At 63.9% G+C, this 25,800-nt stretch carries 24 protein-coding genes and 1 other annotated feature; of the genes, 4 read left to right on the forward strand and 20 right to left on the reverse strand.

Annotation, left to right across the window (positions count from 1 at the left end; all coding sequences use genetic code 11):
• The 18 genes from trbG to ACE3UG_RS12975 all read right to left on the reverse strand — a co-directional run bounded on the left by trbG (position 1) and on the right by ACE3UG_RS12975 (position 17,566).
• The gene (gene trbG, locus ACE3UG_RS12890; RefSeq protein WP_008640770.1) at positions 1-999 is read right to left on the reverse strand and encodes a P-type conjugative transfer protein TrbG; all 999 of its coding nucleotides are present in this window, start codon (positions 997-999) and stop codon (positions 1-3) included.
• Entirely contained in the window at positions 996-1,700 is a 705-nt protein-coding gene (gene trbF / locus ACE3UG_RS12895) for a conjugal transfer protein TrbF (protein WP_008640769.1), read from the reverse strand. Before trbF ends, trbG begins: the two co-directional genes overlap by 4 nt.
• 11 nt (positions 1,701-1,711) lie before the next feature.
• Positions 1,712-3,019 carry a P-type conjugative transfer protein TrbL gene (gene trbL / locus ACE3UG_RS12900; RefSeq protein WP_034201269.1) on the reverse strand — a complete coding sequence of 436 codons (1,308 nt, stop codon included), beginning with the start codon at positions 3,017-3,019 and terminating at the stop codon, positions 1,712-1,714.
• A 12-nt stretch (positions 3,020-3,031) separates the two neighbouring features.
• Positions 3,032-3,769 (reverse strand): P-type conjugative transfer protein TrbJ, encoded by a 738-nt coding sequence (gene trbJ / locus ACE3UG_RS12905; RefSeq protein WP_008642622.1) that lies wholly within the window; start codon positions 3,767-3,769, stop codon positions 3,032-3,034.
• Complete coding sequence (trbE, locus tag ACE3UG_RS12910) at positions 3,766-6,213, reverse strand: conjugal transfer protein TrbE (RefSeq protein WP_008642621.1); 2,448 nt, start codon at positions 6,211-6,213, stop codon at positions 3,766-3,768. Before trbE ends, trbJ begins: the two co-directional genes overlap by 4 nt.
• A gap of 10 nt (positions 6,214-6,223) precedes the next feature.
• Positions 6,224-6,508 (reverse strand): VirB3 family type IV secretion system protein, encoded by a 285-nt coding sequence (locus ACE3UG_RS12915; protein ID WP_008642620.1) that lies wholly within the window; start codon positions 6,506-6,508, stop codon positions 6,224-6,226.
• The gene (locus ACE3UG_RS12920; protein ID WP_008642619.1) at positions 6,505-6,888 is read right to left on the reverse strand and encodes a TrbC/VirB2 family protein; all 384 of its coding nucleotides are present in this window, start codon (positions 6,886-6,888) and stop codon (positions 6,505-6,507) included. Before ACE3UG_RS12920 ends, ACE3UG_RS12915 begins: the two co-directional genes overlap by 4 nt.
• A complete protein-coding gene (gene trbB / locus ACE3UG_RS12925) occupies positions 6,885-7,922 on the reverse strand; it encodes a P-type conjugative transfer ATPase TrbB (RefSeq protein ID WP_008642618.1) in 1,038 nt (345 codons plus the stop codon). The genes ACE3UG_RS12920 and trbB overlap by 4 nt, the downstream gene beginning before the upstream one ends.
• A complete protein-coding gene (locus ACE3UG_RS12930; RefSeq protein ID WP_008642617.1) occupies positions 7,919-8,374 on the reverse strand; it encodes a ribbon-helix-helix protein, CopG family in 456 nt (151 codons plus the stop codon). Before ACE3UG_RS12930 ends, trbB begins: the two co-directional genes overlap by 4 nt.
• A complete protein-coding gene (locus ACE3UG_RS12935; RefSeq protein WP_008642616.1) occupies positions 8,371-10,401 on the reverse strand; it encodes a conjugal transfer protein TraG in 2,031 nt (676 codons plus the stop codon). Before ACE3UG_RS12935 ends, ACE3UG_RS12930 begins: the two co-directional genes overlap by 4 nt.
• 226 nt (positions 10,402-10,627) lie before the next feature.
• Complete coding sequence (locus ACE3UG_RS12940) at positions 10,628-10,858, reverse strand: EexN family lipoprotein (protein ID WP_008642615.1); 231 nt, start codon at positions 10,856-10,858, stop codon at positions 10,628-10,630.
• 25 nt (positions 10,859-10,883) lie between these two features.
• Positions 10,884-11,795 carry a LysR family transcriptional regulator gene (locus ACE3UG_RS12945; protein WP_008642614.1) on the reverse strand — a complete coding sequence of 304 codons (912 nt, stop codon included), beginning with the start codon at positions 11,793-11,795 and terminating at the stop codon, positions 10,884-10,886.
• 158 nt (positions 11,796-11,953) lie between these two features.
• Complete coding sequence (locus tag ACE3UG_RS12950) at positions 11,954-12,154, reverse strand: hypothetical protein (protein WP_124988613.1); 201 nt, start codon at positions 12,152-12,154, stop codon at positions 11,954-11,956.
• A 14-nt stretch (positions 12,155-12,168) separates the two neighbouring features.
• The gene (locus ACE3UG_RS12955; protein WP_008642612.1) at positions 12,169-13,101 is read right to left on the reverse strand and encodes an electron transfer flavoprotein subunit alpha/FixB family protein; all 933 of its coding nucleotides are present in this window, start codon (positions 13,099-13,101) and stop codon (positions 12,169-12,171) included.
• Between the two features lie 34 nt (positions 13,102-13,135).
• Complete coding sequence (locus tag ACE3UG_RS12960) at positions 13,136-13,885, reverse strand: electron transfer flavoprotein subunit beta/FixA family protein (protein WP_008642611.1); 750 nt, start codon at positions 13,883-13,885, stop codon at positions 13,136-13,138.
• 21 nt (positions 13,886-13,906) lie between these two features.
• Positions 13,907-14,377 (reverse strand): MaoC family dehydratase, encoded by a 471-nt coding sequence (locus ACE3UG_RS12965; RefSeq protein ID WP_008642609.1) that lies wholly within the window; start codon positions 14,375-14,377, stop codon positions 13,907-13,909.
• Between the two features lie 12 nt (positions 14,378-14,389).
• Positions 14,390-16,174, reverse strand: coding sequence for an acyl-CoA dehydrogenase (locus tag ACE3UG_RS12970; protein WP_034201270.1), 1,785 nt, complete (start codon positions 16,172-16,174; stop codon positions 14,390-14,392).
• Positions 16,175-16,198: 24 nt separating this feature from the next.
• Complete coding sequence (locus ACE3UG_RS12975) at positions 16,199-17,566, reverse strand: MFS transporter (protein WP_017234568.1); 1,368 nt, start codon at positions 17,564-17,566, stop codon at positions 16,199-16,201.
• Positions 17,567-17,866: 300 nt separating this feature from the next.
• On the opposite strand from ACE3UG_RS12975, the gene ACE3UG_RS12980 reads away from it, so the two are divergent.
• Positions 17,867-19,113 (forward strand): IS3 family transposase gene (locus ACE3UG_RS12980; protein WP_226145690.1). Its coding sequence is split into 2 segments (ribosomal slippage): positions 17,867-18,158 and positions 18,158-19,113, totalling 1,248 coding nucleotides; the frame shifts between segments, so codons are not numbered across the junction.
• Positions 18,148-18,264: a sequence feature (AL1L pseudoknot), on the forward strand. Its footprint overlaps the gene before it by 117 nt.
• A 176-nt stretch (positions 19,114-19,289) precedes the next feature.
• Here the strand turns inward: ACE3UG_RS12980 and ACE3UG_RS12985 are convergent.
• Both ACE3UG_RS12985 and ACE3UG_RS12990 read right to left on the reverse strand, forming a co-directional pair.
• Complete coding sequence (locus ACE3UG_RS12985) at positions 19,290-20,339, reverse strand: MBL fold metallo-hydrolase (RefSeq protein WP_021025934.1); 1,050 nt, start codon at positions 20,337-20,339, stop codon at positions 19,290-19,292.
• Between the two features lie 305 nt (positions 20,340-20,644).
• Entirely contained in the window at positions 20,645-21,685 is a 1,041-nt protein-coding gene (locus ACE3UG_RS12990) for an AraC family transcriptional regulator (RefSeq protein WP_034201272.1), read from the reverse strand.
• 194 nt (positions 21,686-21,879) lie between these two features.
• Between ACE3UG_RS12990 and ACE3UG_RS12995 the strand changes: the two genes are divergently transcribed.
• Genes ACE3UG_RS12995 through ACE3UG_RS13005 form a run of 3 tightly spaced genes read left to right on the forward strand, consistent with a single transcriptional unit; the run spans position 21,880 to position 25,774 of the window.
• The gene (locus ACE3UG_RS12995; RefSeq protein ID WP_008642589.1) at positions 21,880-23,025 is read left to right on the forward strand and encodes an acyl-CoA dehydrogenase family protein; all 1,146 of its coding nucleotides are present in this window, start codon (positions 21,880-21,882) and stop codon (positions 23,023-23,025) included.
• A gap of 2 nt (positions 23,026-23,027) precedes the next feature.
• Positions 23,028-24,086 (forward strand): CaiB/BaiF CoA-transferase family protein, encoded by a 1,059-nt coding sequence (locus ACE3UG_RS13000; RefSeq protein WP_008642587.1) that lies wholly within the window; start codon positions 23,028-23,030, stop codon positions 24,084-24,086.
• An 11-nt stretch (positions 24,087-24,097) separates the two neighbouring features.
• Positions 24,098-25,774: a long-chain-fatty-acid--CoA ligase gene (locus ACE3UG_RS13005; protein WP_008642585.1), complete on the forward strand. Its 1,677-nt coding sequence runs from the start codon at positions 24,098-24,100 to the stop codon at positions 25,772-25,774.
• Positions 25,775-25,800 lie beyond the last annotated feature (26 nt).

The following is a 25,800-nucleotide window of genomic DNA, read 5'->3' on the forward strand; positions in this document are numbered from 1 at the left end:
TCAATTCCTCCGTGCCACGCCATCGGTGCGCTCAATTCGCACCACGGCGCCCTTATCGCCACCCAGGCGCAGCTCGGCCGCACCAAACAGCCGATCCACGATGTAGTACGGCGAGCGGAAGCGGTAGTTCACCAGTTGTCCGTCGCCTTGCGCGCCGATCACGAACATTGGCGGTAGCTCGCCTTGAGCGATGCCCGCCGGAAACTGGATATAGACCTTCTCGCCATCGTCAAAGGCCCGCAACGGCTTCCACGGCGGATTGCTGCCGCTGACCGCGTAGCGGAAACGGATCTTCTCCAGCGACAGCCCGGCATCGACCGGCGCGGCGGCGCTGGCCGCTTGTGCCTGGCGCTGCAGGGCCAGCATCCTGTCCTTGGGGTATTCCCAGGACACCGAAGCCATCCATGTCTTCTCGGTCGAAGTCAGTTCTAGCAGGTAGGTGCGCCGACTGGTCGTGATGACCAAATTGGTCTTGAGGCCCGAGCGGATGGGCTTGACCATCACATTGACGCGCAGCGCATCGCCGCTGCCGCTCGATGTGTCGCCCACGATCCAGCGCACCGTGTCACCGGCAGCCACCGTCACCAGTTCCTCGCCCGGCTGGAGCGCGATCACGGTCACGCGACCCACGGCCGCATAGACCTGGTACAGCGCGCCATCAGTGAACGGCCAGACCTGGATGGCGTTCACATAGCCCTCGCGTGTGGGCGCAACACGGGCCTCCGTGTTCGCACGGGTCACGCGCACCTTCTCGTCGGGCGATTCCAGTGTGGCCTTGGCATCACCGGCCAGCGGCTTCATCTGTCCAGGCAGTGCCAGCACCTCGGGCACGGTCACGACCTCCACGGGCTTCGGCGCCTCGGGCAGCGGCTGGGCCTGCACCGGCCCATCCAACGAGATGGATGGCGGCGGAGTCCCCTGCGTGGCGCAGCCCGAGAACAAAACGGTGGATGCCAGTAGGATCACAGGCAAGGCGGGTTTACGGAAATGTCCATTCATGGTTTTGCTCCTTCGTTTCCTTCCAGCTCGCGGCTCCACGCCAGCCCGTTGACGTAGATACCCAGCGGGTTCTTGCGCACGCGCTGCTCCGTGCGCGGGGTCTGCAGCACCGTGGAGATCACCGCGTTCCAGCGCTCGGTGCGATCCAGCGCGCCGTTGACGAAGCGCGTCTCGGTCCAGCGCACGTTGAAGGACTGGTCGCTGGCGCGGGTCACGCTGGACACCTGCACCGTCACCGACTCCTTGCCGATGCGCGAGAACGGATCAGCCACCCGCGCGTACTCATTGAGCACCACGGCGCCCTTGTCCGTGGTGTAGTCATAGGCATCGAGCCAGTTCTGCCGCACCACGATGGGGTCGATGGACAGCGAGCGCACCAGGCCGATGAAGCGGCCCAGGTGGTAAGCAATCTGCGCATCGCTGGGCTGGTACGGCGTGGCGGCTTCGCCGACAGCGCGCACCTGGCCCGCGTTGTCCACCTCGATCACGTAGGGCGTGACGATGGACTGCGCCGAGCGCCAGACCAGGCCGCCGGCCATCAGCACCGCCAGCGTGAGGCAGCCGAAGGCCATAAGCCGCCAGTTCTTCGCCTGCACGCGGGCCGAGCCGATGCGGTCGTCCCAGACCTGGGCGGCGGATTGGTACGGGGTGGCAGGCTGCGGCGTATCGGCGTAGCGCACCTGCGGTCGTTTGAATCGCATGGGAGTTCTCCTTATGAATCGGAATCACGAAGGCTTGGCCCCTGGCTGGAGCTTCCGCCGTCGCCGCCGCGCAGCGTGTGGGCGGCCGTGGTCGCGGCATGGGTGAGCTGCTGCCTGCGGTGCAGGCGCTTGGCCCAGGCAGGCTGTTCGTTGGATGGAGGCGCATCTGCGGCATCAGCGCCAGATGCCGGCGCCTCATCCGGCCGGAAGGCCGCTGCCACGCGCTCCTTCATCGAGCGTGCGCCGTCGGCTACCTTTTGCCCGGCGGTCTTGGCCACGTTGCCCGCGCCAGCGGCAGCGCCTTGGATGCCACTGCCTGCGGCCGTAGAGCCAGCATCGAAAGCCGCCTTGGCGCCGCGCGCGCCGCCGGCCGCAAGGCGGGCTGCACCAGGTGCCATCCGCGCCCCTGCAGCCACGGCGCTGCCGACGCCAGCAGCCGCAGCCCCGACGCCAATGGCAGCGCCTGCGGCCCCCAGCGTTGCTCCGGCCATCGCACCGGCTCCAAGCTGTGGCCCGCCGGACACCAGCCCGGTGGCAATGCCCGGCCCGAAGATGCCCAGGGCCAGCATGGACAGCGAAGCCAGCATGATGACCAGCGCCTGGTCGATGGAGGGCTCGGCACCTGCGGGAATCCTGAACTCGGCAAACAGCCCGGTGCCGATCCCCACGATGACCGCGAGCACCAGCACCTTGATGCCCGAAGACACCACATTGCCCAGCACCTTCTCGGCCAGGAACGCCGTCTTGTTCCAGAGGGCGAACGGCACCAACACGAAGCCCGCGAGCGTGGTCAGCTTGAACTCGATCAGCGTCACGAAGAGCTGCACCGCCAGCACGAAGAAGCACAGGAGGACGATGCCCCACGCGAGGAACAGCACCACGATGGAGGTGATGTTGACGAACACCTCCGGGAAGCCCGCCATCTGCTTGATCTGCTCCAGGATGGGGGCCGCCGCGTCGATGCCGGTCTTGGCCAGCCGCCCCGGCTGCAGGAAGTTGCCCATGCTCACGCTGGAACCGCTGGCCGTCAGGCCCAGCCCCGCGAAAGAGCGAAACACCACGCCCGCGAGCATGTTGAAGTTGCCGATGATGTAGGCGAAGGCGCCCACATAGAGCACCTTGCGGATCAGCTTGGCGATCACGTCCTCGCCCTGGCCGCTGGCATGGCCCATCGCCCAGAACAGTCCGGCGAGCGTCATGTCGATGACGATCAGCGTGGCTGTCAGAAACGCCACCTCGCCCTGCAGCAGCCCAAAGCCCGAGTCGATGTAGCGCGAGAAAACATCGAGAAAGCGGTCGATGACCGATACGTCGTTCATGGCCCGGCCCCGTCAGCGGTTGTAGAAATCGACGGGGTGCGGCGTGTATGGCGTTCCAGAGCCCAGAAAGCGCCGCGTGATTTCGCGCCCGCGCTCCGTGGCCGCGGCCTGCCGCGCCTGCTCCAGCGATACGGCGCGATCCTGCGTGAGCTGCAAGCGTTGCGTCTGGATCGACTGCTTGGCCTGCAGGGCCAGCAACTGGTTCATGGCCTGCATCGCTTGCAGCGCGCCCACGGCCGATTGGCTCTTACCCACGAGGTCAGCCAGCACGGCCTCGTCATCCTTGAGGTTCTGCGAGGCCTGGGCCTGCATCTGCATCGCGGTCTGCAGGCTGGTGAGCGTGTTCTTCCAGCGTTCCTGCGTGTCCCGGTACATCTGGTCGCCGCTCACGGTGGCAGCGTACTGCTCGGGATACAGGCGCTTGAACTCCTTGTCCATGTTCGTCACGTCGTAGGCCAGGCCCTTGGCCTGGTCGATCAGCCGCTGGGTCAACGCCAGGTTGGCGCGCAACTGACCGACCACGCTGGATGGCAAGCTCGCCAGGTTGCGCGCCTGGTTCTCCAACATCTTGGCCTCGTTCTGCAACTGCTTGATCTGGTTGTAGAGCTGCTGCAGCGTCTGGATGGCCGTCAGCATGTTCTGCACGAAGTTGGACGGATCGAACACGATGAGGGCCGCCGCGGGCTGGGCGAACATCAGGGAGCCGGTCAGGACGGCGGCGATTGCGGCGGGAAGGATGCGGGTTTTCATGGTGAGTTCTCCTGCGGGTGGGAAGGAAACGAGGACAGCAGTTCGGCGGCCCAATGCAGGCCGCGATGGCGCAGCCAGGTGGCCGCGAACGGGGTGGAAGCGGAAGATGTGGAGGTGGTGGCGGCAGCGAGCACCGCGTCGATGTCGCGCTGGTCTTGCGGCGTGGACGCACCCGCGAAGGCCAAGGTCGCGGCGCCCAGGTCGAGGTCGAACAGGCGATTGCCGAGACGCGACTGGTAGTAGTAGTCCCGCTTGGGCTGTGCAGTCGCCACGATCTCGATCTGGCGGCTGTTGAGCCCGAAGCCTTCGTAGATCGTGCGAATCTGCGGCTCGGTCGCCTGCGGGTTGGGCAGGAAGATGCGGCTCGCGCAGCTCTCGATGATGGCCGGCGCGATGCTCGAATCCTTGATGTCCGCCAGGCTCTGCGTGGCAAAGATGACGCTGACGTTCTTCTTCCTGAGCGTCTTGAGCCACTGGCGGATGTGCGCCGCAAACACCGGGTCATCGAGAAACAGCCACGCTTCGTCGAGGATCAGCAGCGTCGGCGCACCGTCAAAGCGTTCATCGAAGCGCGCAAAGAGGTAATGCAGCACGGCCATGACAGCGGCCTTGCTGTGCATCAGTTCCTCCATCTCGAAGCACTGCACGGAACCAGCGCCCAGGCGATCCGAATCCGCATCCAGCAACTTGCCGTGTGCGCCACCTAGCACATAGGGCGCCAGCGCTTGCCGCAGTGCGTTCGATTGCAGCAAGACGGAAAGCCCGGTCATCGTGCGCTGCTCCAGCGGAGCACCGGCGAGACTGCCGAGTGCCGACCAGATGGCCACCTTCTCGTCGGGGCCGACCGCGACACCCTCATGCCGCAAGCGGCCTTCGAGCCATTCGGCCGCCCAGGTGCGATAGCCCTCGCGGTCGATGCGGGCGAGCGGCTGGAAGGCAATTTCTCCATCCGTGCCCAGGTCGTAGTGCTCGCCGCCCAGGCCCAGGATGGTGGCGCGCATCGAGCGCCCCATGTCGAAGGCGAAGATGCGCGAGCCGCGATAACGACGGAACTGCATCGCCAAGGTGGCGAGCAAGACCGACTTGCCCATGCCCGTGGGGCCGGCCACCAAGGTATGGCCCACGTCGCCAATGTGCGTCACCAGCCGGAACGGCGTTGCCCCCTCGGTGCGCGTGACGATCAGCGGCGGGCCGTCGAGGTGGTCGTTCTTCTCCGGCCCGGCCCATACGGCGGACACCGGCATCAGATGTGCCAGATTCAGCGTCGAGATGATGGGCTGGCGCACGTTCGCGTAGGCGTGCCCCGGAATCGACGATAGCCAGGCATCCACGGCATTGAGCGTTTCGGGGATCGTCACAAAGCCGCGCCCCTGGATGACGCGTTCCACCATGCGCAGCTTCTCATCGGCCTTCGCCGGGTCGGCATCGAGCACCGTCACCGTGGTGGTGACATAGCCGAAGGCCACTTGGTCGCTGCCCAGCTCCTGCAACGCCGCATCGGCATCCGCCGATTTTTTGCTCGCGTCGGTATCGACCAGCGGGGTTTCCTGCTGGAAGATGGTTTCGCGCAGCAATGCGATGACGTTCTTGCGCTTGGCGAACCATTGGCGGCGCAGGCGGGAAAGCTCCTTTTCCGCATCGGCTTTGTCGAGGCACAGGAACCGGGTTGACCAGCGATACGCAAAGCCGAGGCGGTTGAGGTCATCCAGAATCCCCGGCCAGGTCGAGGTCGGGAAGCCGCGCACCGTCGCCACGCGCAGGTGCTGATCGCCCAGCATGGGCGCCAGCCCGCCAATGAGCGCGGAATCGGCCAGCAGCGCATCGAGATGGAATGGCACTTCCGGCACACCGACGCGATAGCACCGCGTGGAGATGGTCGAGTGCAGGTAGGTCAGCGTCTGGCTGTCATCGAGCCACGCGATCTCCGGCATCACGCCATCGAGCAGGTCAAAGATGCGATCCGTTTCCGCGACGAAGGCCGTCAGGCGCTCGCGCCAGTCCACGCCTTCGGTCGGACGGTTCTCGTAGAGCAGGCCCGCCGCGCGGGCGCGTGCCTCCTCGGGCGGCAGATACATCAGCGTCAGGTGGTAGCCGCTCTCGAAGTGGTTGCCCGAGTCCTGGAAGGCGGCGCGGCGTTCCTCGTCTACCAGCCACGACAGCGGCTCGGGAAACTCCGAGTGCGGGTAGTTGGCGGCGGGCCGGCGCTCGGCTTCGATGAACAAGGCCCAGCCCGAACCCAGCCTGCGCAACGCGTTGTTCAATCGTGCTGACGTAGAGATCAGCTCGCCCTGCGTGGCACTGTCGAGGTCGGGGCCACGAAAGCGCGCCGTGCGCTGGAACGAGCCATCCTTGTTCAGCACGACGCCCGGCGCAACCAGCCCGGCCCAGGGCAGCCAGTCGGCCAGCAATGCGGGCCGCTGGCGGTATTCGGCAAGGTTCAGCATGGCATTCCCCTCACACGTCCAGCAGCGGCCGGTGCTTGATGTGGCGGGCGAAGACCTGCATGAACTGCGGATCGACGCGCGCGCCCCAAACCGCCAGCGCATGACCGACGATCCAGAGCACCACGCCGGGAATCCACATCTGCAAGCCCAGGCCCACGGCAGCGGCCAAGGTGCCGTTGGTGATGGCCACGGTGCGCGGAGCGCCGCCCATCAAAATCGGCTCGGTCAGCGAGCGATGCAGCGGCACCTCAAAGCCGGGAGCGAAGCCCTGCACGCCATCGTGGGCCGCGTTCATACGACGGCCCCGCCCGAGAAGCTGAAGAACGACAGGAAGAACGAGGACGCGGCAAACGCGATCGACAGACCGAAGACGATCTGGATCAGCTTGCGGAACCCGCCCGAGGTATCGCCGAAGGCCAGCGCCAGGCCCGTGGCGATGATGATGATGACCGCGATGATCCGGGCCACCGGCCCCTGGATGGATTCGAGGATGGATTGCAGCGGCCCTTCCCAGGGCATCGAGGAACCCGCGGCCTGGGCGGTGCCCGCAAGCAGCAGCATCAGCGCCGCGAGCATCAAGCCTTGCATGGCCGGGCGAGCCAGGTTATCCAGCCGCGCGGGCCGGCGAAGAGGATTTGCGGAAGTACGGAAAGCAGGAACGATCATCTGCGTCATGGCAGTTCTCCAGAGTGGTCAGGGGACGGGGAGGAAAGGTCGGACTGCGGCAGCAGCTCCGGGAATGGAGCCTCCAGTGCATCCGCCAGTTGGTAGCCCACGCCATCGAAGCCGACGACGCGGGCGATGCTCTCGATGCGGCGCTTGCGCCCGCGCCCGGCGATGTGGATGACCACATTGACCGCTTCCGCGATCAGCGCACGGGGCGGGTTCACCGCCACTTCGAGAATCAGTTGCTCCAGGCGCAGCAATGCGCCCAGCGCGGAGCCGGCGTGGATGGTGGCGACGCCGCCTGGATGGCCGGTGCCCCAGACCTTGATGAGATCCAGCGCCTCGGCGCCGCGCACCTCGCCGACGACGACACGATCCGGGCGCAGGCGCATCGAAGACCGCACCAGCTCGGTCATGGACACCACGCCCTGGCGTGTGCGCAGCGGTACGTGGTCGCGGGCTGCGCATTGCAGCTCCACCGTGTCTTCGAGCACCAGCACGCGGTCGCCGGTGGCGGCGATCTCGGCCAGCAACGCATTGGCCAGGGTGGTCTTGCCGGTACTCGTCCCACCGGCGATCAGGATGTTCTGGCGCTCGCGCACAGCGCGCACCAGCAGGCCCGCCTGTGCGGCGGTCATCATCCCGTCCTCGATGTAGCGCGACAACGGGATCACGCCGAAGGCGCGCTTGCGCAGCGCGAAGGCTGGCCCCGGTGCAGCGGGCGGCAGGATGCCCTCGAAGCGTTCGCCGGTTTCCGGCAGCTCGGCTGTCAGCAGTGGCTGACCCCGATGCACTTCGGCGCCGACGTGGGCAGCCACGAGGCGGATGATGCGTTCGCCATCGGCCTCGGACAGCTCCACGCCCATCGGCGCGCGGCCCGTGGACAGGCGATCCACCCAGAGCGTCCGGTCGGGATTGAGCATGATTTCCACCACGTCCGGGTCTTCGAGCGCGGCAGCGATCAGCGGCCCCATTGCCGTGCGCAGCATCTGGATGCGGCGATCCAGCGATGTGGCCGTGAAGGAGGAAGGAACGGCGCTCATGAGGCTCGCTCCTGTGCTTCGGCCGTGTCCGCCATCCGCATCGGATCGGGATTCAGTTCGTCCACCACGTCGCGCACCAGACTGCGCCCACGCAGCAGGTGGCGGCCAAGCTGTTCGACAAACTGCTCGAAGCGGGCCTTACCCTGGGCGCGGGCGGCGTCCTGATGGGCCTCGGGAACAGGTGTGCTGACGGTCAGGAAGTAGCGGATGAACAGCGCCAGCGTTTCGATGGCAATGTTCTGGTCGCGCTCCAGGCGCTCGGCGTGGCGCGACAGGCGATCCAGTCGCTTGGCGATGGCGGCTTCGCGCTGGTCGCCAGCGTCGGGCGACAGCCACGATGCAAGCGCTGCCGCGACGATGCTGGACTTGGACACGCCCTTGGCGGCGGCCAGTTCGTCGAGCCGCCTGGCGTGCTCGGGCTGGATGAAGAGATTCAAGCGGTGCTGACTCATAGCGCGATTCCGTCGTCAGGGTCGAGGGATGCCAGCCGGGCCGTGCGCTGCAGGGCCGGGTCGAGCTGGCGCGGGAGGGAGACCGAAAGAGGCAAAGGCATGTCGTCGTCATCGAGCAGCCCGAGGTCGGCTGCGGGCGCAACCAGGTCGGGGTCGTAGGCGACGGTCTCGGAGAGTTCGGGCTGACGGCGCGGGCCGCCGTCATCGGTCGAACCCAGGTGCTCCAGGCCATCGGCCGATGCCGCGGCCGGTGCGACGGGCACGGCGGGAATCGCCAGCCCACTCCAGTCATCCGCACGGGCCGGCGGCACGTCGGCATAGCGCCCCGCGGCGAGCACCGGCGGCGGCAGCACCCGTCGCTTGAAGTTGGCGTCCGCGTAGTAGCGCAGCTTCCTGGCCTTGATCGGCGCCACGCTGGAGACCATCACCACCGCCTCGTCGGGCGGTAGCTGCATGACTTCGCCGGCCGTCAGCAGCGGGCGGGCTGTCTCCTGCCGTGACACCATGAGGTGCCCCAGCCAGGGCGCGAGCCGATGGCCGGCATAGTTGCGCTGCGCGCGCAGTTCGGTGGCGGTTCCCAGTGTCTCGGATATCCGCTTGGCGGTGCGCTCATCGTTGGTGGCGAAGGTCACGCGCACATGGCAGTTGTCCAGGATCGAATGGTTCTGGCCGTAGGCCTTATCGATCTGGTTCAGGCTCTGCGCGATCAGGAAGCTGCGGATGCCGTAGCCCGCCATGAAGGCCAGCGCCGTCTCGAAGAAATCCAGCCGCCCGAGCGCGGGGAATTCATCGAGCATCAGCAGCAGCTTGTGGCGGCGCTCGATGCCATCGGAGCCGTCAAGCGATTCGGTGAGGCGTCGCCCGATCTGGTTGAGGATCAGGCGGATCAGCGGCTTCGTCCGCGAAATGTCCGAAGGCGGCACCACCAAGTACAGCGACACCGGATGCTCGGCCGCGATCAGGTCAGCGATGCGCCAGTCGCAGCGCGACGTGACTTCGGCCACCGTAGGGTCGCGGTAGAGGCCCAAGAACGACATGGCCGTGGACAGCACGCCCGAGCGCTCGTTGTCGCTCTTGTTGAGCACTTCGCGCGCCGCTGAAGCCACCACCGGATGCGGGCCACCACCCTCCTCATTCACGAGGTGGGGCGTGGTCATCATGCGGTGCAAGGTCAGATCGAATGGGCAGGCAGGATCGGAAAGGAAGTTCGCCACGCCGCGCAGCGTCTTGTCTTCGCCCGCGTAGAGCACATGCAGGATGGCTCCAACCAGCAGCGCATGCGAAGTCTTCTCCCAGTGGTTGCGCCGCTCCAGTGCGCCTTCTGGATCGACCAGGATGTCCGCGATGTTCTGCACGTCGCGCACCTCATGCCCGCCGCGCCGCACTTCGAGCAGCGGGTTGTAGGCCGCCGACTGGCTATCCGTCGGGTTGAACAGCAGGCAGTGCGAGAAGCGCGAACGCCAACCTGCGGTAATGCTCCAGTTCTCGCCCTTGATGTCGTGGATGACGGCGGATGCGGGCCACGACAGCAGGGTCGGCACCACTAGGCCCACACCCTTGCCCGAGCGGGTGGGCGCGAAGGTCAGGACGTGTTCCGGGCCTTCATGGCGCAGGTACTGCTGGCGATGCAGGCCGAGGAACACGCCCGCGGACTGGTCAAGGCCCGCTTTGTGAATGTCCTCCGCGTTGGCCCAGCGCGCAGAGCCATAGGTCGTGACCAGCTTGGACTGGCGCGAGCGCCAGATCGACATGCCGATGGCGACCAGCACCGCGAACAGGCCACTGCCCGCTGCAATGACCCCGCCCACGTCGAAGACATGCGGCGCGTAGGCATCGAAGAAGAACCACCACTCGAACAGGCGCCACGGGTGATAGACCGGCGTGCCGAGGAAATCGAACCACGGCGATCCCAGGCGTAGCTGGTACCCCAGAGCCGCTGCCGTCCATTGCGTGGCGCTCCACACTCCGGCGATCACGATGCCGAATACGACGGCAATCTGACCGAACAGCACGTTCGTCCCTTGCATGATCCTGCCTCCGAGAACGGCACAACAACGTGCCGCCCCTATCAGGATCAATGCCATAGGGAGTACCGGTCAAAGACTGAAATCGCCGGGATTAAGGCTTAAAAAGCCATAGTTCTTGCTGTGGCGAAGACAATAAAAATGCCGCAGGCACAAAGGCGCTGCGGCGTATCGAGGTAACAGTGCGCAAGCTGTCGCAGAAGCGCGACGCCGGTGCGCCTTGCGTGGGCTACGGGGCTTTCTTCTGCTCCGGCCTGTCGCCGAAGAAGCGCCGTTCGGCGGCTGCGGCTGCGCGCATGCAAAGTTCATCGCCGATCTTCGCGCGATCTTCCTTGCATTGGCGCTGGATTTCCTTGATGCGTGCGGGGTTCGCCACCAGCTCATCCACTGTCTCTGTAGGATTGGCAGGACCACAGGCCGTCATCACAACGGCAATCACGGACATCACGATTTTGTTCATGGCGAGCGTCCTTTGGATTTCGGATTCACGAATCGGTCACGTTATCGGCACCAGCCGAATCCATGGTGACGACACGTTGAATGAACCGGGTCAGCATCGGTGACGGTTCAGTATCTCGACGCAGCAGATAAGTTGTCAGCATGGGTGGCGTTCCCGCCAACTGACGGGCCTTGACTCCAGGCTCTTTACTGGATGCGATATGCGCTGCACCTGCCAGACCAACCGCCAGTCCTGCGGATACCAGGGCCATCATCACGTCGAAGGTGGCAACGCGCTGGAGGATCTGCAACTCCTCGTCCCGCTTCTGCAGGATGCGGTCTATCTGGCGAGTATGCCCCTGGCATGCGGCCGGGTCGCCGAGCACCAACCGTTGCTGCAACACCATCTCCAGCGGAATGCGCCGGTGCTCCAGCAAGGGGTGGCGCAAAGACAGCGCCACCATCAATTCGTCATCCCACGCGGGAGTCGTCACGATGCCGTCGCCTACCTCGTCCGCCATAGACAAGCCCGCGTCGTACAGGTCTTCTTGCAAGCCTCTGATCTGCTGATCCAGTGGTACCTCGAACAGGCGGATTTCTACTTCGGGCTCTTCCTCGCGGCTACGGGCCAGCAAGGCAGGCAGCCGCGATGGCGTGATACCGTCGGACAGGGCAATGCGCAACTGGCCATGAAACCCACTGGCGGCCGATTTCGCACCATCGCGCGCTTGTTCCAGTGCCTCAAAGATACGTGGAACCCGCTCCAGAAATACTTTGCCGGCATGAGTCAGTCGAATGTTGCGTGTGGTACGGGTGAATAGCTTTGCTCCTAGTTCGTCTTCCAGATCTTTGATGGCACGGGATAGAGGTGACTGATCCATATGCAGTTTTTCTGCAGCCCGAGCAAAGTGAAGCTCCTCGGCGACCGTGAGAAAGTAGCGTAAATGTCTAAGCTCCATTGGAAAATTTTCCATTCCTGCGACACGCAAGCCCCCCCCGGATTCTTGGGACTTTGAAGGCGGAGAATACCGGTCGTAATGCCGATGTACCAATATATCGAGCCTGTAAGTCGTTGTCGGCGAGTTAGCGACTGAGTGCGATTACTACAAGACCCGCTTCATTGAACTAGTGGTACCTTGTTGACAATCGAAGATGGTCTGAATAGCACATTTGATTCCGCCATGGTTGATGGATCGATAGCAGCAATTTCGGTAAAACAGGGATTCAATATACTCGGCACTTCTTGGCTATCGCAACTTGCCGCGCCTGCCTCAAGGGCCGCTCGCAGTTCGAACAAATACTGGCGCAGCAAGGCCATAGTCATGCTCCTATTTAGATAATTGCTGTCATCTCCGGCACGGCGGCAAACAGGTCCGCCTCCAGCCCGTAGTCGGCCACCGAGAAGATCGGTGCCTCCGGGTCCTTGTTGATCGCCACGATCACCTTGGAGTCCTTCATGCCCGCCAGGTGCTGGATGGCGCCCGAGATGCCGCAGGCGATGTACAGCTGCGGCGCCACGATCTTGCCGGTCTGGCCGACCTGCAGGTCGTTGGGGGCGTAGCCCGCGTCCACCGCGGCGCGGCTGGCACCGATGGCGGCGCCCAGCTTGTCGGCCAGCGGGGTGATGACTTCCTTGAACTTCTCTTCGCTGCCCAGCGCCCGGCCACCCGAGACGATGATCTTGGCGGCCGTCAGCTCGGGACGGTCGCTCTTGACGATCTCGGAACCCACGAAACTGCTCTTGCCGGAGTCGGCGACGGCGGCGACGGTCTCGACCGCTGCTGCGCCACCGGTGGCGGACGCGGCGTCGAAGCCAGTGCCGCGCACGGTGATGACCTTGGTGGCGTCGCCCGATTGCACGGTGGCGATGGCGTTGCCGGCGTAGATGGGGCGCTCGAAGGTGTCGGGGCCGTCGACCTTGGTGATGTCGCTGATCTGCGCCACGTCGAGCTTGGCGGCCACGCGGGGGGCCACGTTCTTGCCGCCGGCGGTGGCTGGGAACAGGATGTGGCTGTAGTTGCCCGCGATGGCCAGCACCTGGGCGGCGATGTTCTCGGCCAGGCCGTGCTTCAGGCTCGCGCCGTCGGCGTGGATGACCTTGGCGACGCCAGCGATCTGGGCGGCGGCGGCAGCGGCGGCGGCGGCGTTCTCGCCGGCGACGAGCACGTGCACGTCACCGACGCAGGCCTTGGCGGCCGTGACGGTGTTGAGGGTGGCGCTCTTGATGCTTGCGTTGTCGTGATCTGCAATAACGAGTGCGGTCATGGCTGGTGTCCTTTCGATGTTGTTGTGATGAGCCTTAGATGACCTTGGCTTCGTTCTTGAGCTTGTCAATGAGGGTGGCCGCGTCGGGCACCTTGACTCCGGCGCCGCGCTTGGGCGGCTCGCTGACCTTCAGCGTCTTGATGCGGGGTGCCACGTCCACGCCCAGTTCCTCGGGCTTGAAGGTGTCCAGCTGTTTCTTCTTGGCCTTCATGATGTTGGGCAGCGTGACGTAGCGCGGCTCGTTCAGGCGCAGGTCGGTGGTGATGACCGCAGGTATGTTCAGCGCCAGGGTTTCGAGGCCGCCGTCCACTTCGCGGGTCACGTTCACCTTGTCGCCAGCGATCTCGACCTTGGAGGCGAAGGTGGCTTGCGGCAGGTCGGCCAGCGCCGCCAGCATCTGACCCGTCTGGTTGCAGTCGTCGTCGATGGCCTGCTTGCCCAGGATCACGAGGCCGGGCTGTTCCTTTTCGATCAGAGCCTTGAGCAGCTTGGCCACGGCCAGCGGCTGCAGTTCTTCATTGGTCTCGACCAGGATGCCGCGGTCGGCGCCGATGGCCATGGCAGTGCGCAGCGTTTCCTGGCACTGGGCCACGCCGCAGGAGACGGCGATCACTTCGGTGACCACGCCTTTTTCTTTCAGGCGCACGGCTTCCTCAACAGCAATCTCGTCGAAGGGGTTCATGCTCATCTTGACGTTGGCGATGTCCACGCCGCTGCCGTCGGACTTCACACGCACCTTGACGTTGTAGTCCACCACGCGTTTTACGGATACGAGAATTTTCATGAGAGGATTTCCTATTGAGGTTCAGGCCACCGAGGGCATGGCCTGGAGCTCGCTTGCTGCGCGCTGCGCACGCGAAGTGATCATCACCGTTGCCTCGCCCTCGATGACTACGGTGTCCTTGACTCGGCAGACCGTGGACAGCACTGCCCGTGCCTTGGCCACCTCCACCGACAGTACGGTGACCGCGGCATGAACGGTGTCGCCCGGTTTGACAGGCACCTTGAAGCGCAATTGCTGCCCCAGATAGACCGTACCTGGCCCCGGCAGCCGGTTTGCGACCGCTGCAGAAATCACGCTGGCCGTCAGAAAGCCGTGCGCGATGCGTGCGCCAAATCGCGTCGTGGCCGCGAACTCTTCGTTGAGATGTACCGCATTGGTATCGCCGGAGACGCCAGCAAACATCACGATGTCCGCTTCGGTAATGGTCTTCGAGAAGCAGGCGTTCATGCCCGGCTGCAGATCCTCGACGTCGTAGCCATTCAGGTCGTTCATCGTCTATATCTCTCAGAGCTGGTCGTCCGACAATGCCAACGTGCTGGCCGCGCCATGGACCACGATGTCGCGCAGCGCGGAGGCCTCCACCAGGATGTGCGTCGCATAGTGGCTGGCCGTGATGCGCTTGGCCCGCAGAAAGCCCGCATCGCTGGAATCCGCCGCCAACTGCGCCGTGGCGGCTTCGGCCATGCGCGCCGACAGCCAGCCACCGATCACGGTGCCCGCCAATCGCAGGAAAGGCACCGCCCCCGCGGCGCAGTCCTGCGGCTGCGCGTCACTGTGGGCCAGCTGCCAGTCAGCCCCGTCCTCCAGAGCCCGAACTGCTCTCATCAACGCGTCGCCGATGGACGAGAGCTCCGGGTCGCGCGCATCCATCAACTGGCGCGCATCGCTGTCGATACGTGTCAACAAGCCCTTCAGCGTGCGTCCCCCCTCGCGTGCCAGCTTGCGGCCGATCAGGTCGTTGGCCTGGATGCCGGTGGTACCTTCATAGATCGTCGTGATGCGGGCATCGCGGAAGTACTGCGCGGCCCCGGTTTCCTCGATATAGCCCATGCCGCCATGAATCTGCAGGCCATCGGAGGTGATGCCCTGTGCGCTGTCGGTGCACCAGCCTTTGACCACAGGCGTCAGCAGGCCAACCAGGGCCTGTGCCTGCGCGCGCTCCTGCGCATCGGGGTGTCCGGCGACGCGGTCCATCTGGCCGGCACAGAAATAGGCCAGCGCGCGCATGGCCTCGGTGCGCGCCTTCATGTCCATCAGCATGCGCCGCACGTCGGGGTGGCCAGCGATGGTGCTGCTGCCGGCCAGCGCCGGCTTGCCCTGCACGCGCTCGAGCGCATAGGCCCGGGCATGCTGGTAGGCACGCTCGGAAACGCCCACGCCCTCCAGCCCGACGTTCAGCCGTGCGTGGTTCATCATGGTGAACATGCACGCCAGCCCCTGGTGCGGCTCGCCGACGAGATAACCGATCGCGCCCCCGTTGTCGCCGAAAGTCATAGAGGCCGTGGGGCTGCCGTGGATGCCCAGCTTGTGCTCGATCGAGGTGCAGGCCAGGTCGTTGCGTTCGCCCAGGGAGCCGTCGTCATTGACCAGGAACTTCGGGCACAGAAACAGCGAGATGCCTTTCACGCCCGGCGGCGCATCGGGCAGCCGGGCAAGCACCAAGTGCACGATGTTCTCGGTCATGTCGTGCTCGCCCCAGGTGATGAAGATCTTGTTGCCGCTGATGCGGTAGTGATCCCCCTCGGGCACGGCGCGGCTGCGCAGCGCGGCCAGATCGGATCCGGCCTGCGGCTCGGTGAGATTCATGGTGCCGGTCCAGCGGCCGGCGACCATGGGCTCCAGAAAGCGCTGCTTGAGCGCCTCGCTGCCGTGGTGGGCAATCGCCTCCACGGCACCGAGCGTGAGCATCTGGCACAGGCTGAAGGCCAGGTTGGACGATTTCCACATCTCCAGCACGGCGGTGGACACCAGCGTGGGCAGTCCTTGACCGCCCCACTCTGTGGAGGCCGGCATTCCAATCCAGCCGTTCTCGCAGAAGCTGGACCAGGCCTCGCGAAAGCCATCGGCGGGCGTGACCTCGCCATCGTGCCAGCGCGCGCCCTGCACATCGCCCGTACGGTTGAGTGAATCCAGCACGCCGGCGGCATAGTGGGCTGCCTCCTGCAGGATGGCCTCGACCAGGTCGGGTGTGGTCTCTTCATGGCCGGGCTGGGCGCAGATCGCTTCCAGGCCTCCGACTTCCTTCATCGTGAACAGCATGTCGCGCAAGGGCGCGGTATAGACAGACATGGCGGACTCCTTTGATGGTAGCGATCAAGCGTTTTGCGGTGTCGGCTGCAACGGGCGCAGTTCTGGCACGGCCTCTTGCGGAGTCGCCGACGTCGGGCCGCCGTACTTGATAAACGCCAGGGCGATTGCGCCGAGGACTCCGAAACCGCCGATCACCAGGAAGTTCTGTTCCAGCGGTAGTTCCAGTGCGACGATCTGGCCGATCAGCAGAGGCGCCGCAATAGCACCCAGGCGCCCTACGCCGGAGGCCATGCCGATACCGGTCGAGCGGATGGACATCGGGTAGAACTGCCCGCAGAAGGCATAGGCCACCAGTTGCGCACCAGTGGTGCAGGCGCCGACCGCGCCAATGATCAGATAGCGCACCTCGGTCAAGGTCTGGAACGTCATCAGGTACAGCAGCACGCCGCCCAGCGCATACATCGCCACCAGCACCCACTTGATGTTGAACTTGTCGGCGAGCCACCCGCCGCACACGGCACCGATGATCGCGCCAACATTCAGCGCGATCACGAAGCTGAGGGCAGACCCCAGGCTGTAGCCAGCCATCGCCATCAGCTTGGTCAGCCAGCTACTGAGCGCATAGACCATGAACAGACCCGAGAAGAAGGCGACCCAGAACAGCGCCGTGCTCAGGCCCCGCCCGTCCTGGAAAAGGCGGGTAACCGGTGCACCTGCCATGCGGTCAGCTGCCGGCACGAAGAACTGGGCGTCCGCCGGGTGCTTGCCGCCCGGCTGGAGATGGCGTGCCACTTCGGCTAGCTCACCATTGCGACGCTGAGCGATCAGGTAGGTCATGGACTCCGGCACCAACTTCAGGATGAACGGAACTAGCAGCACGGGCACCCCCGCCGCGATGAACACGGCCTGCCAGCCATACTCGCCGATCAGTTGCTTGCCCAGCACCGCAGCCAGGATGCCGCCCAGTGCGTAGCCCGAAGTCATCAGTGCCGTCATCAGGCTGCGGATCTTCTTGGGCGAATACTCGACCATCTGTGCCACGATGACCGGGAGCACGCCACCAATCCCCAAGCCAGCAATGAAGCGCACCACGCTGAAGCTGATGGGGTCCTTGGTGAATCCGGCGGCCGCAGTGAACACACTGAACAGCATGACACCAATGGAGAGGGCCCAGCGACGACCAATCCGGTCGGACAGCGTGCCCAGAACCATAGCACCGAACATCATGCCAAACAGCGCCGAACTGGCCATGAAACCGGCAGTCGATGCGTTCACGCCCATCTGCTGCATGATGGACGGCAGGGCGATGCCCACCACGGCGATGTCATAGCCGTCAATGATGAGAATCAACAGGCACCATAGAAGCACCTTGGCATGAAAGCGGTTGAAGCGAGCGTCGTCGGCGAGCTTCTGCATGTCGATTTGGCACACGTGTTTGTCTCCTTTGAACTTGGCTCCGGATCGTGGGGACGGCGGTCATCGCCGCACCGCTACATATCGTCCAGCGCACGCAAGGAATCGTAGGTGCCGGTGCAGCAATCCGCGATGACGAAGCGCCCCGATCGAATGACAAACGGCCCCTTTCTGAGGGCCCCGTCAAGTGCGCCAAGAGGTCAAGCGTCAAGCAAAATTGAGATGAACCCTGTCGAGCATCTGTGAAAGGTGCCACTTCAAGACCAGTTTGAATCACACCGGCTTCCGTGGAGGCTCAACTCCTGAGAGGATTGAGTCATGAACACTAAAGCTGCTCGTTTTAGCCCTGAGGTACGTGAACGTGCCGTACGTTTGGTGCAGGAATGCCAAGCGGATTACGCATCGCTGTGGGGCGCATGTGAATCGATAGCCCCCAAGATTGGCTGCTCTGTCAGCACCTTGCATGGATGGGTGCAGCGCAAAGAAATAGATGCAGGCCAACGCCCAGGATTGACCACGGATGAACGTGAGCGGCTCAAGCAACTGGAGCGAGAGAACAAGGAACTGCGCCGAGCCAATGACATCCTCAAGGCTGCGAGCGCTTTTTTTGCGCAGGCGGAGCTGGACCGTCGCATCAAGAGTTAATTGACTTTGTAGACCAGTATCGTGATGCCTATGGGGTCGAGCCAATTTGCAGGTTGCTGCAAATTGCCCCATCGGGCTACAGGCGCAGAGTTCAACAAAGAAACTGCTATTGGCTGCGCTGCAAGCGCAGCCAATCAGATGAAGAACGTTGCAGTCATATTCAACGGGTGTGGCACGCCAATTGGCAGGTGTATGGTGCCGTCAAAGTTTGGAAGCAGATGCACCGAGAGGGCTTGACCATTGCCCGCTGCACAGTGCAACGCCTGATGCGCAAGCTGGGCCTTGAAGGCGCTAGACGAGGCAAGAAGGTGCGTACGACACGCCCAGATGTGGCACGGCCAAGCCCGCTAGACCTGGTCAACCGCCAGTTCACAGCTCAGCGCCCTGACCAGCTTTGGGTTGCAGACTTCACCTATGTATCTACATGGCAAGGGCAGATGTTTGTGGCCTTTGTGATTGATGTGTATGCACGCCGCATAGTGGGCTGGCGGGTCAGCAGCCATATGCGTACGGACTTTGTGGTGGATGCTTTGGAGCAGGCTCTGTATGCACGGCAGCCGTCCAGCGACACCAAACTGATTCACCACTCCGACAGGGGGAGTCAGTATGTGTCCATTCGCTACACCGAACGCTTGGAAGAAGCTGGACTGATGCCTTCAGTGGGCAGCACTGGCGACTCCTACGACAACGCCTTGGCCGAAACCATCAACGGTTTGTACAAAACGGAAGTTATCTACAAACGAGGGCCGTGGAAAACAAAGGAATCACTGGAGCTGGCAACGCTGCAATGGGTGCACTGGTTCAACCATGACAGGCTGCTGGAATCTATAGGACATATACCGCCAGCGGAAGCTGAGGCAAACTACTGGAGGCAAGTTGCCAATACCGTGCAGGCTAACGCCTGCACTTCAACAAACTAGCCTCCACCAAACCCGGTGCGATTCAGTTCGCAAACAAGGTGTTCAAAGGACCGAAGGCCATACACGGCGCGCTGGTGCAAATACCCATTGCTCTCGAAACACCCCCCCACAAAGAACCCAGTCAATGACTGGGCTTGATTGGGTTGCTTCTACATCCTTGAGGGCAAATTAGCGCATCAGGCGAGCCGATAGCGCATGGCGCCGTCTTCATCCTCTGCAGACACGATTTCCCCACGCTGGTCGAGATAGTTCAGGTGGGCGAGTGTCTCTCCGGTCGCGAGGTTGAGGTGCATTTGCTCCGCAACAGTGGACGAACGGTACAAGACGCGAACTAGGTCGATGACCCTTAAAGGCTGCGCAAGTTGTTGCCTGACACGGTCTGTGCCTTTCACGGCGCTCGCACGTAGTTGCTCCAACCGTAGGTGCAGGCCATAGAAAGGTTCGTTGTGGGCAGGCAGAACCAAGACGCTCCCAGGTACGCGTTGCAGCAATCGGTCGATGGAGTCGAGCCAGCCCTGCAAAGGATTAGCATGCGGCTCGGTGGCGTACACGGAGGTATTGGAACTGATCCTGGGAAGAACCTGATCTCCCGATATCAGCAAATCCAGTTCGCGCGAGTAAAAGCACGCGTGCTCGGGAGAATGTCCTGTGCCAACAATGACCTCCCATTCCTGATTCCCGATCCGCAACATCTGACCATCCGTGAGCCGTACAAAGCTGTCAGGCAAAGGATGAATCATTTTGCCGAAGTCACCAAACCGAGTGCGATACTCATCGACCTCGGTGTCGCTCCATCCGGCTCTCCGGTAGAAGCGAACACCATCGACTGGCGCTTCCCGCCCTGAATCGGCAAGCATCACCCGACAGCTTAAATACTCGTCTCGTGTCATCCACAGCGCGCATTCGAAGCGACGTGTCAACCATCCCGCCATGCCCACGTGATCCGGGTGCATGTGCGTCGCCATTACACGGGAGACAGGACGGCCTGCTAGCGGCCCCTGAGGAGCGAACAAGGCGAACCATGCGTTCATTACGTCCACGCTACGAATTCCGGTGTCCACGACCGCCCAACCAGAACCATCGCTCAATACCCAGAGGTTGATGTGATCCAGGGAAAACGGCAGCGGCATGCGTAGCCACAGCACACCTGGCTTGATTTCAATGGCTTGACCAGGCAGCGGGAGATGAGAGAACGGATACGAGAGTGCCGGGGCTGCGTCGGTCATGATGCTTGGTTTACATTCTGGCAATGCCGCTTCAATGGTGCACAGCCATCACTCTTATGCTGTGCGAGTTCATTTTTAGCTTAAGGTCAGCACTGACAAGTGACAATGACGAATGACCTCGATAGGCTGACGGAAAACGTCTGCGTCCTGGCGCAGCCAGTCACTGCGCTGCCGTCGGTGCAACCCCCAACGGCGGTCAACAGTCTCTTGAGCGCACAAGAGCCTCGCCCGAAGCAGGCCACGGCCCCGGTAGCCATGAAGGCGCCGATCTCCTCGGCGGCCAAGCTGAAATTGGTCGGATACCTCTATGTAAGGTACTGCTTGGTGCGCGAGCGGGCACGGTAGGCTCCCGGCGCGCTGCCGGTCCAGACCTTGAAGGCGCGTTGGAAGGCGGTGCTGTCGGTGAAGCCCAGGTCAGCGGCGATGGCGGCGAGCGAGGCTTCGCTGCTGGTCAGGCGTACGATCGCCATGTCGCGCCGCAGTTGGTCCTTTAGCGCCTGGAAAGAAGTGCCCTCGGAGGCCAAGTGCCTCTGCAACGCACTCACCGACATGTGCAGGCGCTGCGCAGTGATGGCCAGATCAGGCCATTCGGGACTGGCCCGCTGCAGCACCATGCGGACCCGCGCGCTGGCGCTGCGCTCGTTCAGGTACGGCCCCACCACGTTGCCTGGCGTGGCGCGCAGGAAGGACTGCAGCGCGTCCCGATCGCGCCGCACCGGCTGTTTGAAGGCATCGGCGTCGAACCAGGCGGCCGTGCGCGGCTGCCCAAAGCACAACGTGCCGGAAAAGATGCGTTGGTAGTTCTGCGCGTGAGGTGGCGGCGCAAAGTTGAAGTCGAAGCGCTGCGGCACCAGTCGGCCGCCGTGCAGCCATACCAGCAGTCGCCAGAACACGCGCAGCAGATGTGCGTGCAGGAAGTCGGCATGCGCGCCCGGGCCGCCACGCATATCGAGCGCGACACCCGTCAGCCTGCCCTCAGTCACGGGGACTAGCGCCACATCGTCCTGCAGCAAAGCAAAGGATTCACCCAGGCGGCGCAGGGCGAACGACAATGAGTGGGCAGTGAACGCACTGCGCACCATCAGTGCGAAGCTGCCCGGGCGCATCGGCCGCCCATGCAGGTAGCCCAGGCACTCGTCGTTCAGGCTGTCCTTGACGGCGATGAACAGCGCGTTGAACTGCTCCACGGTCACGCGCGACTCCTCCAACTCCAGCAGCGATTCACTGATGCCCGCGCGCCCCAGCACACCTACCAGCCATTCTGGCGTGGCCAGCCCCTTGCCGCGCGCACCGTCCAGCAGGCCATGCACGGCAAAGATGGGAGCGGTTAAGACGGGTTCCAGCATGGCGTGTGATTCTAAGGGGCCAACGCCGGTCGCATAGGCCGAAAGAAGTTAATTGTCAGTTGATTGAGGTAATCCGCCATCGCCCTTGCAGGGGCCAATTACTACGATTGTGTCATCCCCAAAACATTTCGGCAGTGGCACTGCGCGGAACGTCCGATGCGGGGACAGAAGCCAACATATAAGGAGACGCTCTCATGTTGCCACAGCTTTATCGCCACGCCTGGATGGACGGCGAGATCGACGCATTTCGCGAGCAGGTGCGCCGCTACGTTGCCGCCGAATTCACGCCCCGGCTCGATGAATGGCGCCGTCAGGGCTACATCCCGCGCGAGGTCTGGCGTCCATTCGGCGAGATGAGCTTTCTGCTGCCCGAGATGCCCGAGACCTATGGAGGCGCCGGCGCCAGCCTTGCCTACCAGTTGGTGGTGCAGGACGAGCTAGCCAAGGCCGAGATGCCAGTCAATATCGCGGTGCACACCATCGCTTCGCACTACATCCTGGACTTCGGCACGGAAGCGCAAAAGCAGCGCTGGCTGCCCAAGGTGACGAACGGCGAGATGCTGGCCGCCATCGCGATGACCGAGCCGGGTTGCGGCTCGGATCTAAAGGCCATTTCCACCCGGGCCCGCCGTGACGGAGACCACTACGTGATCGACGGCGCCAAAACCTTCATCACCAACGGCTTCACTGGCAACCTGCTGATCGTCGCGGCGCGCACCAGCGGCGCGGGCAGCAAGGGGGTGTCGCTGTTTGTGCTGGAAACCGAGAATCTGCCCGGCTTTCGCGTTGGCCGACTACTGGAGAAGATCGGCATGCAGGCATCGGACACGGCGGAGTTGTTCTTCGACGGCGTGCGCGTGCCAGCCGACCAACTGCTGGGCGAGGTCGAAGGCAAGGGCTTCGGGCAGTTGATGGGCGCGTTGCCCTACGAGCGCATGCTCATTGCCGTGCCGGCGGCCGCCACTATCGAGCAGGCACTGGCCGTCACGGTGGAGTACACGAAGCAGCGCAAGGCCTTCGGTGCGCCCCTCTTCGATATGCAGCTCACGCGCCAGAAACTGGCTGAGGTGGCCACTACCGCGCATGTGGTGCGCAGCTTCGTCAACGACTGCACCCAGCGCCTGTTGGACGGCACGCTGGATAACGAGGCCGCCTATATGGCCAAGTGGTGGTGCACCGAGCAGCAGTGCCGCGTGGTGGACGAATGCCTCCAATTGTTCGGCGGCTACGGCTACATGGCCGAGTACCCGATCGCGCGGATGTATGCCGCTTCGCGAGTGCAGAAGATCTATGGCGGCGCCAACGAGGTCCTGAAAGACCTGGTTTCGAGGAAGCTGTGAACATGTCGCACACGTTGCATACGCTGCAGATGCCGCTGCACGGCGTCCGCGTGGTGGAGTTCGAGGGCATAGGGCCAGGCCCGCTGGCCGCCAGGATGCTAGCTGACATGGGCGCCGAGGTGATTACGCTGACACGCGCCGAGCAGGCCGCTGCGGCGCGGCGGCTGGGCGGGGCGGTGGAGAACCCGCTGCGCCGCGGCAAGACGGTCGAGGTCATCGACCTGAAGTCGCCCGAAGGCAAGGCGCGTGCCCTGGACCTGATCGCTCAGGCAGACGCCTTGATCGAAGGCTTTCGCCCCGGTGTGATGGAACGGTTGGGCTTCGGCCCCGCCGAGTGTGCGGCGCGCAACCCCAGGCTGGTCTACGGCCGCATGACGGGCTGGGGCCAGGACGGCCCGCTCGCCCAGGCCGCCGGACACGACATGAACTACGTCGCGCTGACCGGCCTGCTGTCGCTGTCGGCACACAAAGGGCAAGCGCCCATCGTTCCGCCCACGGTACTCGGGGACGCGGCCGGGGCGCTGGGCATGGCTTTCGGCGTCGCCTGCGCGCTGGTCGATGCGCGCGCCACCGGCCGCGGCCGGGTCGTGGACGCCGCCATCGTTGACATCGTGGCAATGCTGGGCACCCTGGTGCACTGGATTCGCGCCAATGGGCAGATCGATGGCGCGCAGCCGAGTCCGTTTCACGATTCGCCGTTTTATGACGTGTACGCCTGCGCCGACGGCGGCTTCATCAGCCTCGGCGCGATCGAGCCGCCTTTCTACGCCTTGCTGCTGTCGAAGCTGGGCCTGGCGGACGTGGAGCCTGCCGACCAGTACGACACGGCAACGTGGCCGGCGCTGAAAGAGCGCATCGCAGCCCTCATCCGCAGCCAGCCCCGAGCGCACTGGTGCGCGCTGCTCGAAGGCAGCGACGCTTGCTTTGCACCCGTGCTCAGCCTCGCCGAGTCGGTGCAGCATCCGCATAACGCGGCACGGGGCATCTACCAGATCACCCCCTCCGGCGCCATCGAAGCGGCCCCGGCCCCACGGTTCCAGGCACTCGACACAACTACCTAGGAGACAAGCACATGACCGAAACCGTCCAGCCCACCAAGCCTGTCCGCGGCTGCCCGTCCACCACGGGCAACGAGCGCCAACTGAACACCACGACGCTGATCCGCCACGCTGCACGCACCCATGGGGATCAGGAGATCGTGTATCGCACACCCGGCGGCGGCTGGGACCGCTACACCTATGCCGACTGCTACGCACGCGTCTGCCGCAGCGCCAATGCGCTGCGCGCGCTCGGCGTCGAGCCGGGCGACCGGGTCGGCGTCCTGGACTGGAACAGCCGGCGCCACTTCGAGCTGTACTGGTCCATCCCCGGCCTGGGCGCGGTCATGCTGCAGATGAACCTGCGCCTGGGCCCCGAGGACCTGGGCTACGTTGTCGGCCATAGCGACGTGTCCTACGTTTGCGTGGACGAATCATTGCTGCCTATTGCCGAATCCGTCGCAGCGAACTCGCCCCAGATCAAGGGCTGGATCGTTATGACCGAAAAGCCGCTGGACCAGGTCAAGACCACGCTGGCGCCGCTGCTGCACTACGAAGACCTGCTGGCCGCCGCCGACGCCAAGATCGACTGGCCCGAGATCGACGAAACCTCGGCTTACAGCGCCTGCTACACCACCGGCACCACGGGCAAGCCCAAGGGCGTGTACTACTCGCACCGCGGAATCTACCTGCATTCCACGGGCATGGCCACCAACATGGGCATGACGCTGGACGACTGCGTCATGCTCATCACGCCCATGTTCCACGGGCAGTGCTGGGGCCTGCCGCAGGCGGCCACGCTGCTGGGCGACAAGATCGTGCTGCCGGGCCGCTACGCCGCCGAGGACACCAAGCCATTGGTCGACACCATGATCGCCGAGGGCGTGACCATCACCAACGGCGCACCGGCCATCTTCCAGCCTATGCTGCAGTACATCGAGACGTTGCCGGTCAAGCCGGACTTCAGCCGCATGCGCATGCTGTCCGGCGCCACCGAGCCACCTCTGTCGATGATGATCGGCTTTTACGAACTGACGGGTGCCGAGGTGGTGCACGGCTACGGCGCCACCGAAGCCACGACGCTGGTGGCGGTCAACCGCCTCAAGTCCACGCTCAAGAAGCGCCTGACCCAGGACGAGCAGTGGAACCTCAAGCGCAAGCAGGGCCTGATCCTTACCGGGGTGGACATCCGCATTCTCGATGCAGACGACCAGGACCTCCCGCACGACGGACAGTCGGCTGGCGAGATCTGCCTGCGCGGCCCCTGGATCACGACCAGCTATCACGACATGCCGGATTCAGGCGACCGCTTCCTGGAGGGCGGCTGGTGGCGCTCGGGCGATGTCGGCACGGTGGACGAGAACGGCTACCTCAAGGTTACCGACCGCATCAAGGACGTGATCAAGAGCGGCGGTGAATGGATCTCATCCATTGACATGGAGAACCTGCTCATGGGCCATCCGGCTGTGCGTGACGCCGCAGTGGTCGGCATTCCGCATGCTAAGTGGCAGGAACGGCCGCTGGCCCTGGTGGTGCTGAAGCCCGGTCAGCAGGCGACCCAGGAACAACTGCAGGAACACCTGAGCAGCGCGTTCGCCAAGTGGCAGTTGCCGGACCAGGTTCTGTTCGTCGAAGCCATCCCCAAGACCAGCGTCGGCAAGCTCGACAAGAAGCGCATACGCGTTGAGCATGCGGACCGCTACGCCGAGTGAGCCAACCTTTTGCTACAGGAAAACAA

It is taken from the genome of Pandoraea sp. (genome assembly GCF_041919235.1).
GTDB lineage: Bacteria > Pseudomonadota > Gammaproteobacteria > Burkholderiales > Burkholderiaceae > Pandoraea.

Excerpts from the sequence above, each read along its gene's own strand:
- ACE3UG_RS12960 (WP_008642611.1), bottom strand. The coding sequence starts at position 13,885 with ATGAAAATTCTCGTATCCGTAAAACGCGTGGTGGACTACAACGTCAAG.
- ACE3UG_RS12920 (WP_008642619.1), bottom strand. The coding sequence starts at position 6,888 with ATGACGCAGATGATCGTTCCTGCTTTCCGTACTTCCGCAAATCCTCTT.
- ACE3UG_RS12940 (WP_008642615.1), bottom strand. The coding sequence starts at position 10,858 with ATGAACAAAATCGTGATGTCCGTGATTGCCGTTGTGATGACGGCCTGT.
- trbB (WP_008642618.1), bottom strand. The coding sequence starts at position 7,922 with ATGAGCGCCGTTCCTTCCTCCTTCACGGCCACATCGCTGGATCGCCGC.
- ACE3UG_RS12955 (WP_008642612.1), bottom strand. The coding sequence starts at position 13,101 with ATGACCGCACTCGTTATTGCAGATCACGACAACGCAAGCATCAAGAGC.
- trbF (WP_008640769.1), bottom strand. The coding sequence starts at position 1,700 with ATGCGATTCAAACGACCGCAGGTGCGCTACGCCGATACGCCGCAGCCT.
- ACE3UG_RS12965 (WP_008642609.1), bottom strand. The coding sequence starts at position 14,377 with ATGAACGACCTGAATGGCTACGACGTCGAGGATCTGCAGCCGGGCATG.
- ACE3UG_RS13005 (WP_008642585.1), top strand. The coding sequence starts at position 24,098 with ATGACCGAAACCGTCCAGCCCACCAAGCCTGTCCGCGGCTGCCCGTCC.
- ACE3UG_RS12970 (WP_034201270.1), bottom strand. The coding sequence starts at position 16,174 with ATGTCTGTCTATACCGCGCCCTTGCGCGACATGCTGTTCACGATGAAG.
- ACE3UG_RS12935 (WP_008642616.1), bottom strand. The coding sequence starts at position 10,401 with ATGCAAGGGACGAACGTGCTGTTCGGTCAGATTGCCGTCGTATTCGGC.
- ACE3UG_RS12985 (WP_021025934.1), bottom strand. The coding sequence starts at position 20,339 with ATGACCGACGCAGCCCCGGCACTCTCGTATCCGTTCTCTCATCTCCCG.
- trbJ (WP_008642622.1), bottom strand. The coding sequence starts at position 3,769 with ATGAAAACCCGCATCCTTCCCGCCGCAATCGCCGCCGTCCTGACCGGC.
- ACE3UG_RS12995 (WP_008642589.1), top strand. The coding sequence starts at position 21,880 with ATGTTGCCACAGCTTTATCGCCACGCCTGGATGGACGGCGAGATCGAC.
- ACE3UG_RS12930 (WP_008642617.1), bottom strand. The coding sequence starts at position 8,374 with ATGAGTCAGCACCGCTTGAATCTCTTCATCCAGCCCGAGCACGCCAGG.
- trbG (WP_008640770.1), bottom strand. The coding sequence starts at position 999 with ATGAATGGACATTTCCGTAAACCCGCCTTGCCTGTGATCCTACTGGCA.
- ACE3UG_RS12945 (WP_008642614.1), bottom strand. The coding sequence starts at position 11,795 with ATGGAGCTTAGACATTTACGCTACTTTCTCACGGTCGCCGAGGAGCTT.
- trbE (WP_008642621.1), bottom strand. The coding sequence starts at position 6,213 with ATGCTGAACCTTGCCGAATACCGCCAGCGGCCCGCATTGCTGGCCGAC.
- ACE3UG_RS13000 (WP_008642587.1), top strand. The coding sequence starts at position 23,028 with ATGTCGCACACGTTGCATACGCTGCAGATGCCGCTGCACGGCGTCCGC.
- ACE3UG_RS12915 (WP_008642620.1), bottom strand. The coding sequence starts at position 6,508 with ATGAACGCGGCCCACGATGGCGTGCAGGGCTTCGCTCCCGGCTTTGAG.
- ACE3UG_RS12950 (WP_124988613.1), bottom strand. The coding sequence starts at position 12,154 with ATGGCCTTGCTGCGCCAGTATTTGTTCGAACTGCGAGCGGCCCTTGAG.
- ACE3UG_RS12990 (WP_034201272.1), bottom strand. The coding sequence starts at position 21,685 with ATGCTGGAACCCGTCTTAACCGCTCCCATCTTTGCCGTGCATGGCCTG.
- trbL (WP_034201269.1), bottom strand. The coding sequence starts at position 3,019 with ATGAACGACGTATCGGTCATCGACCGCTTTCTCGATGTTTTCTCGCGC.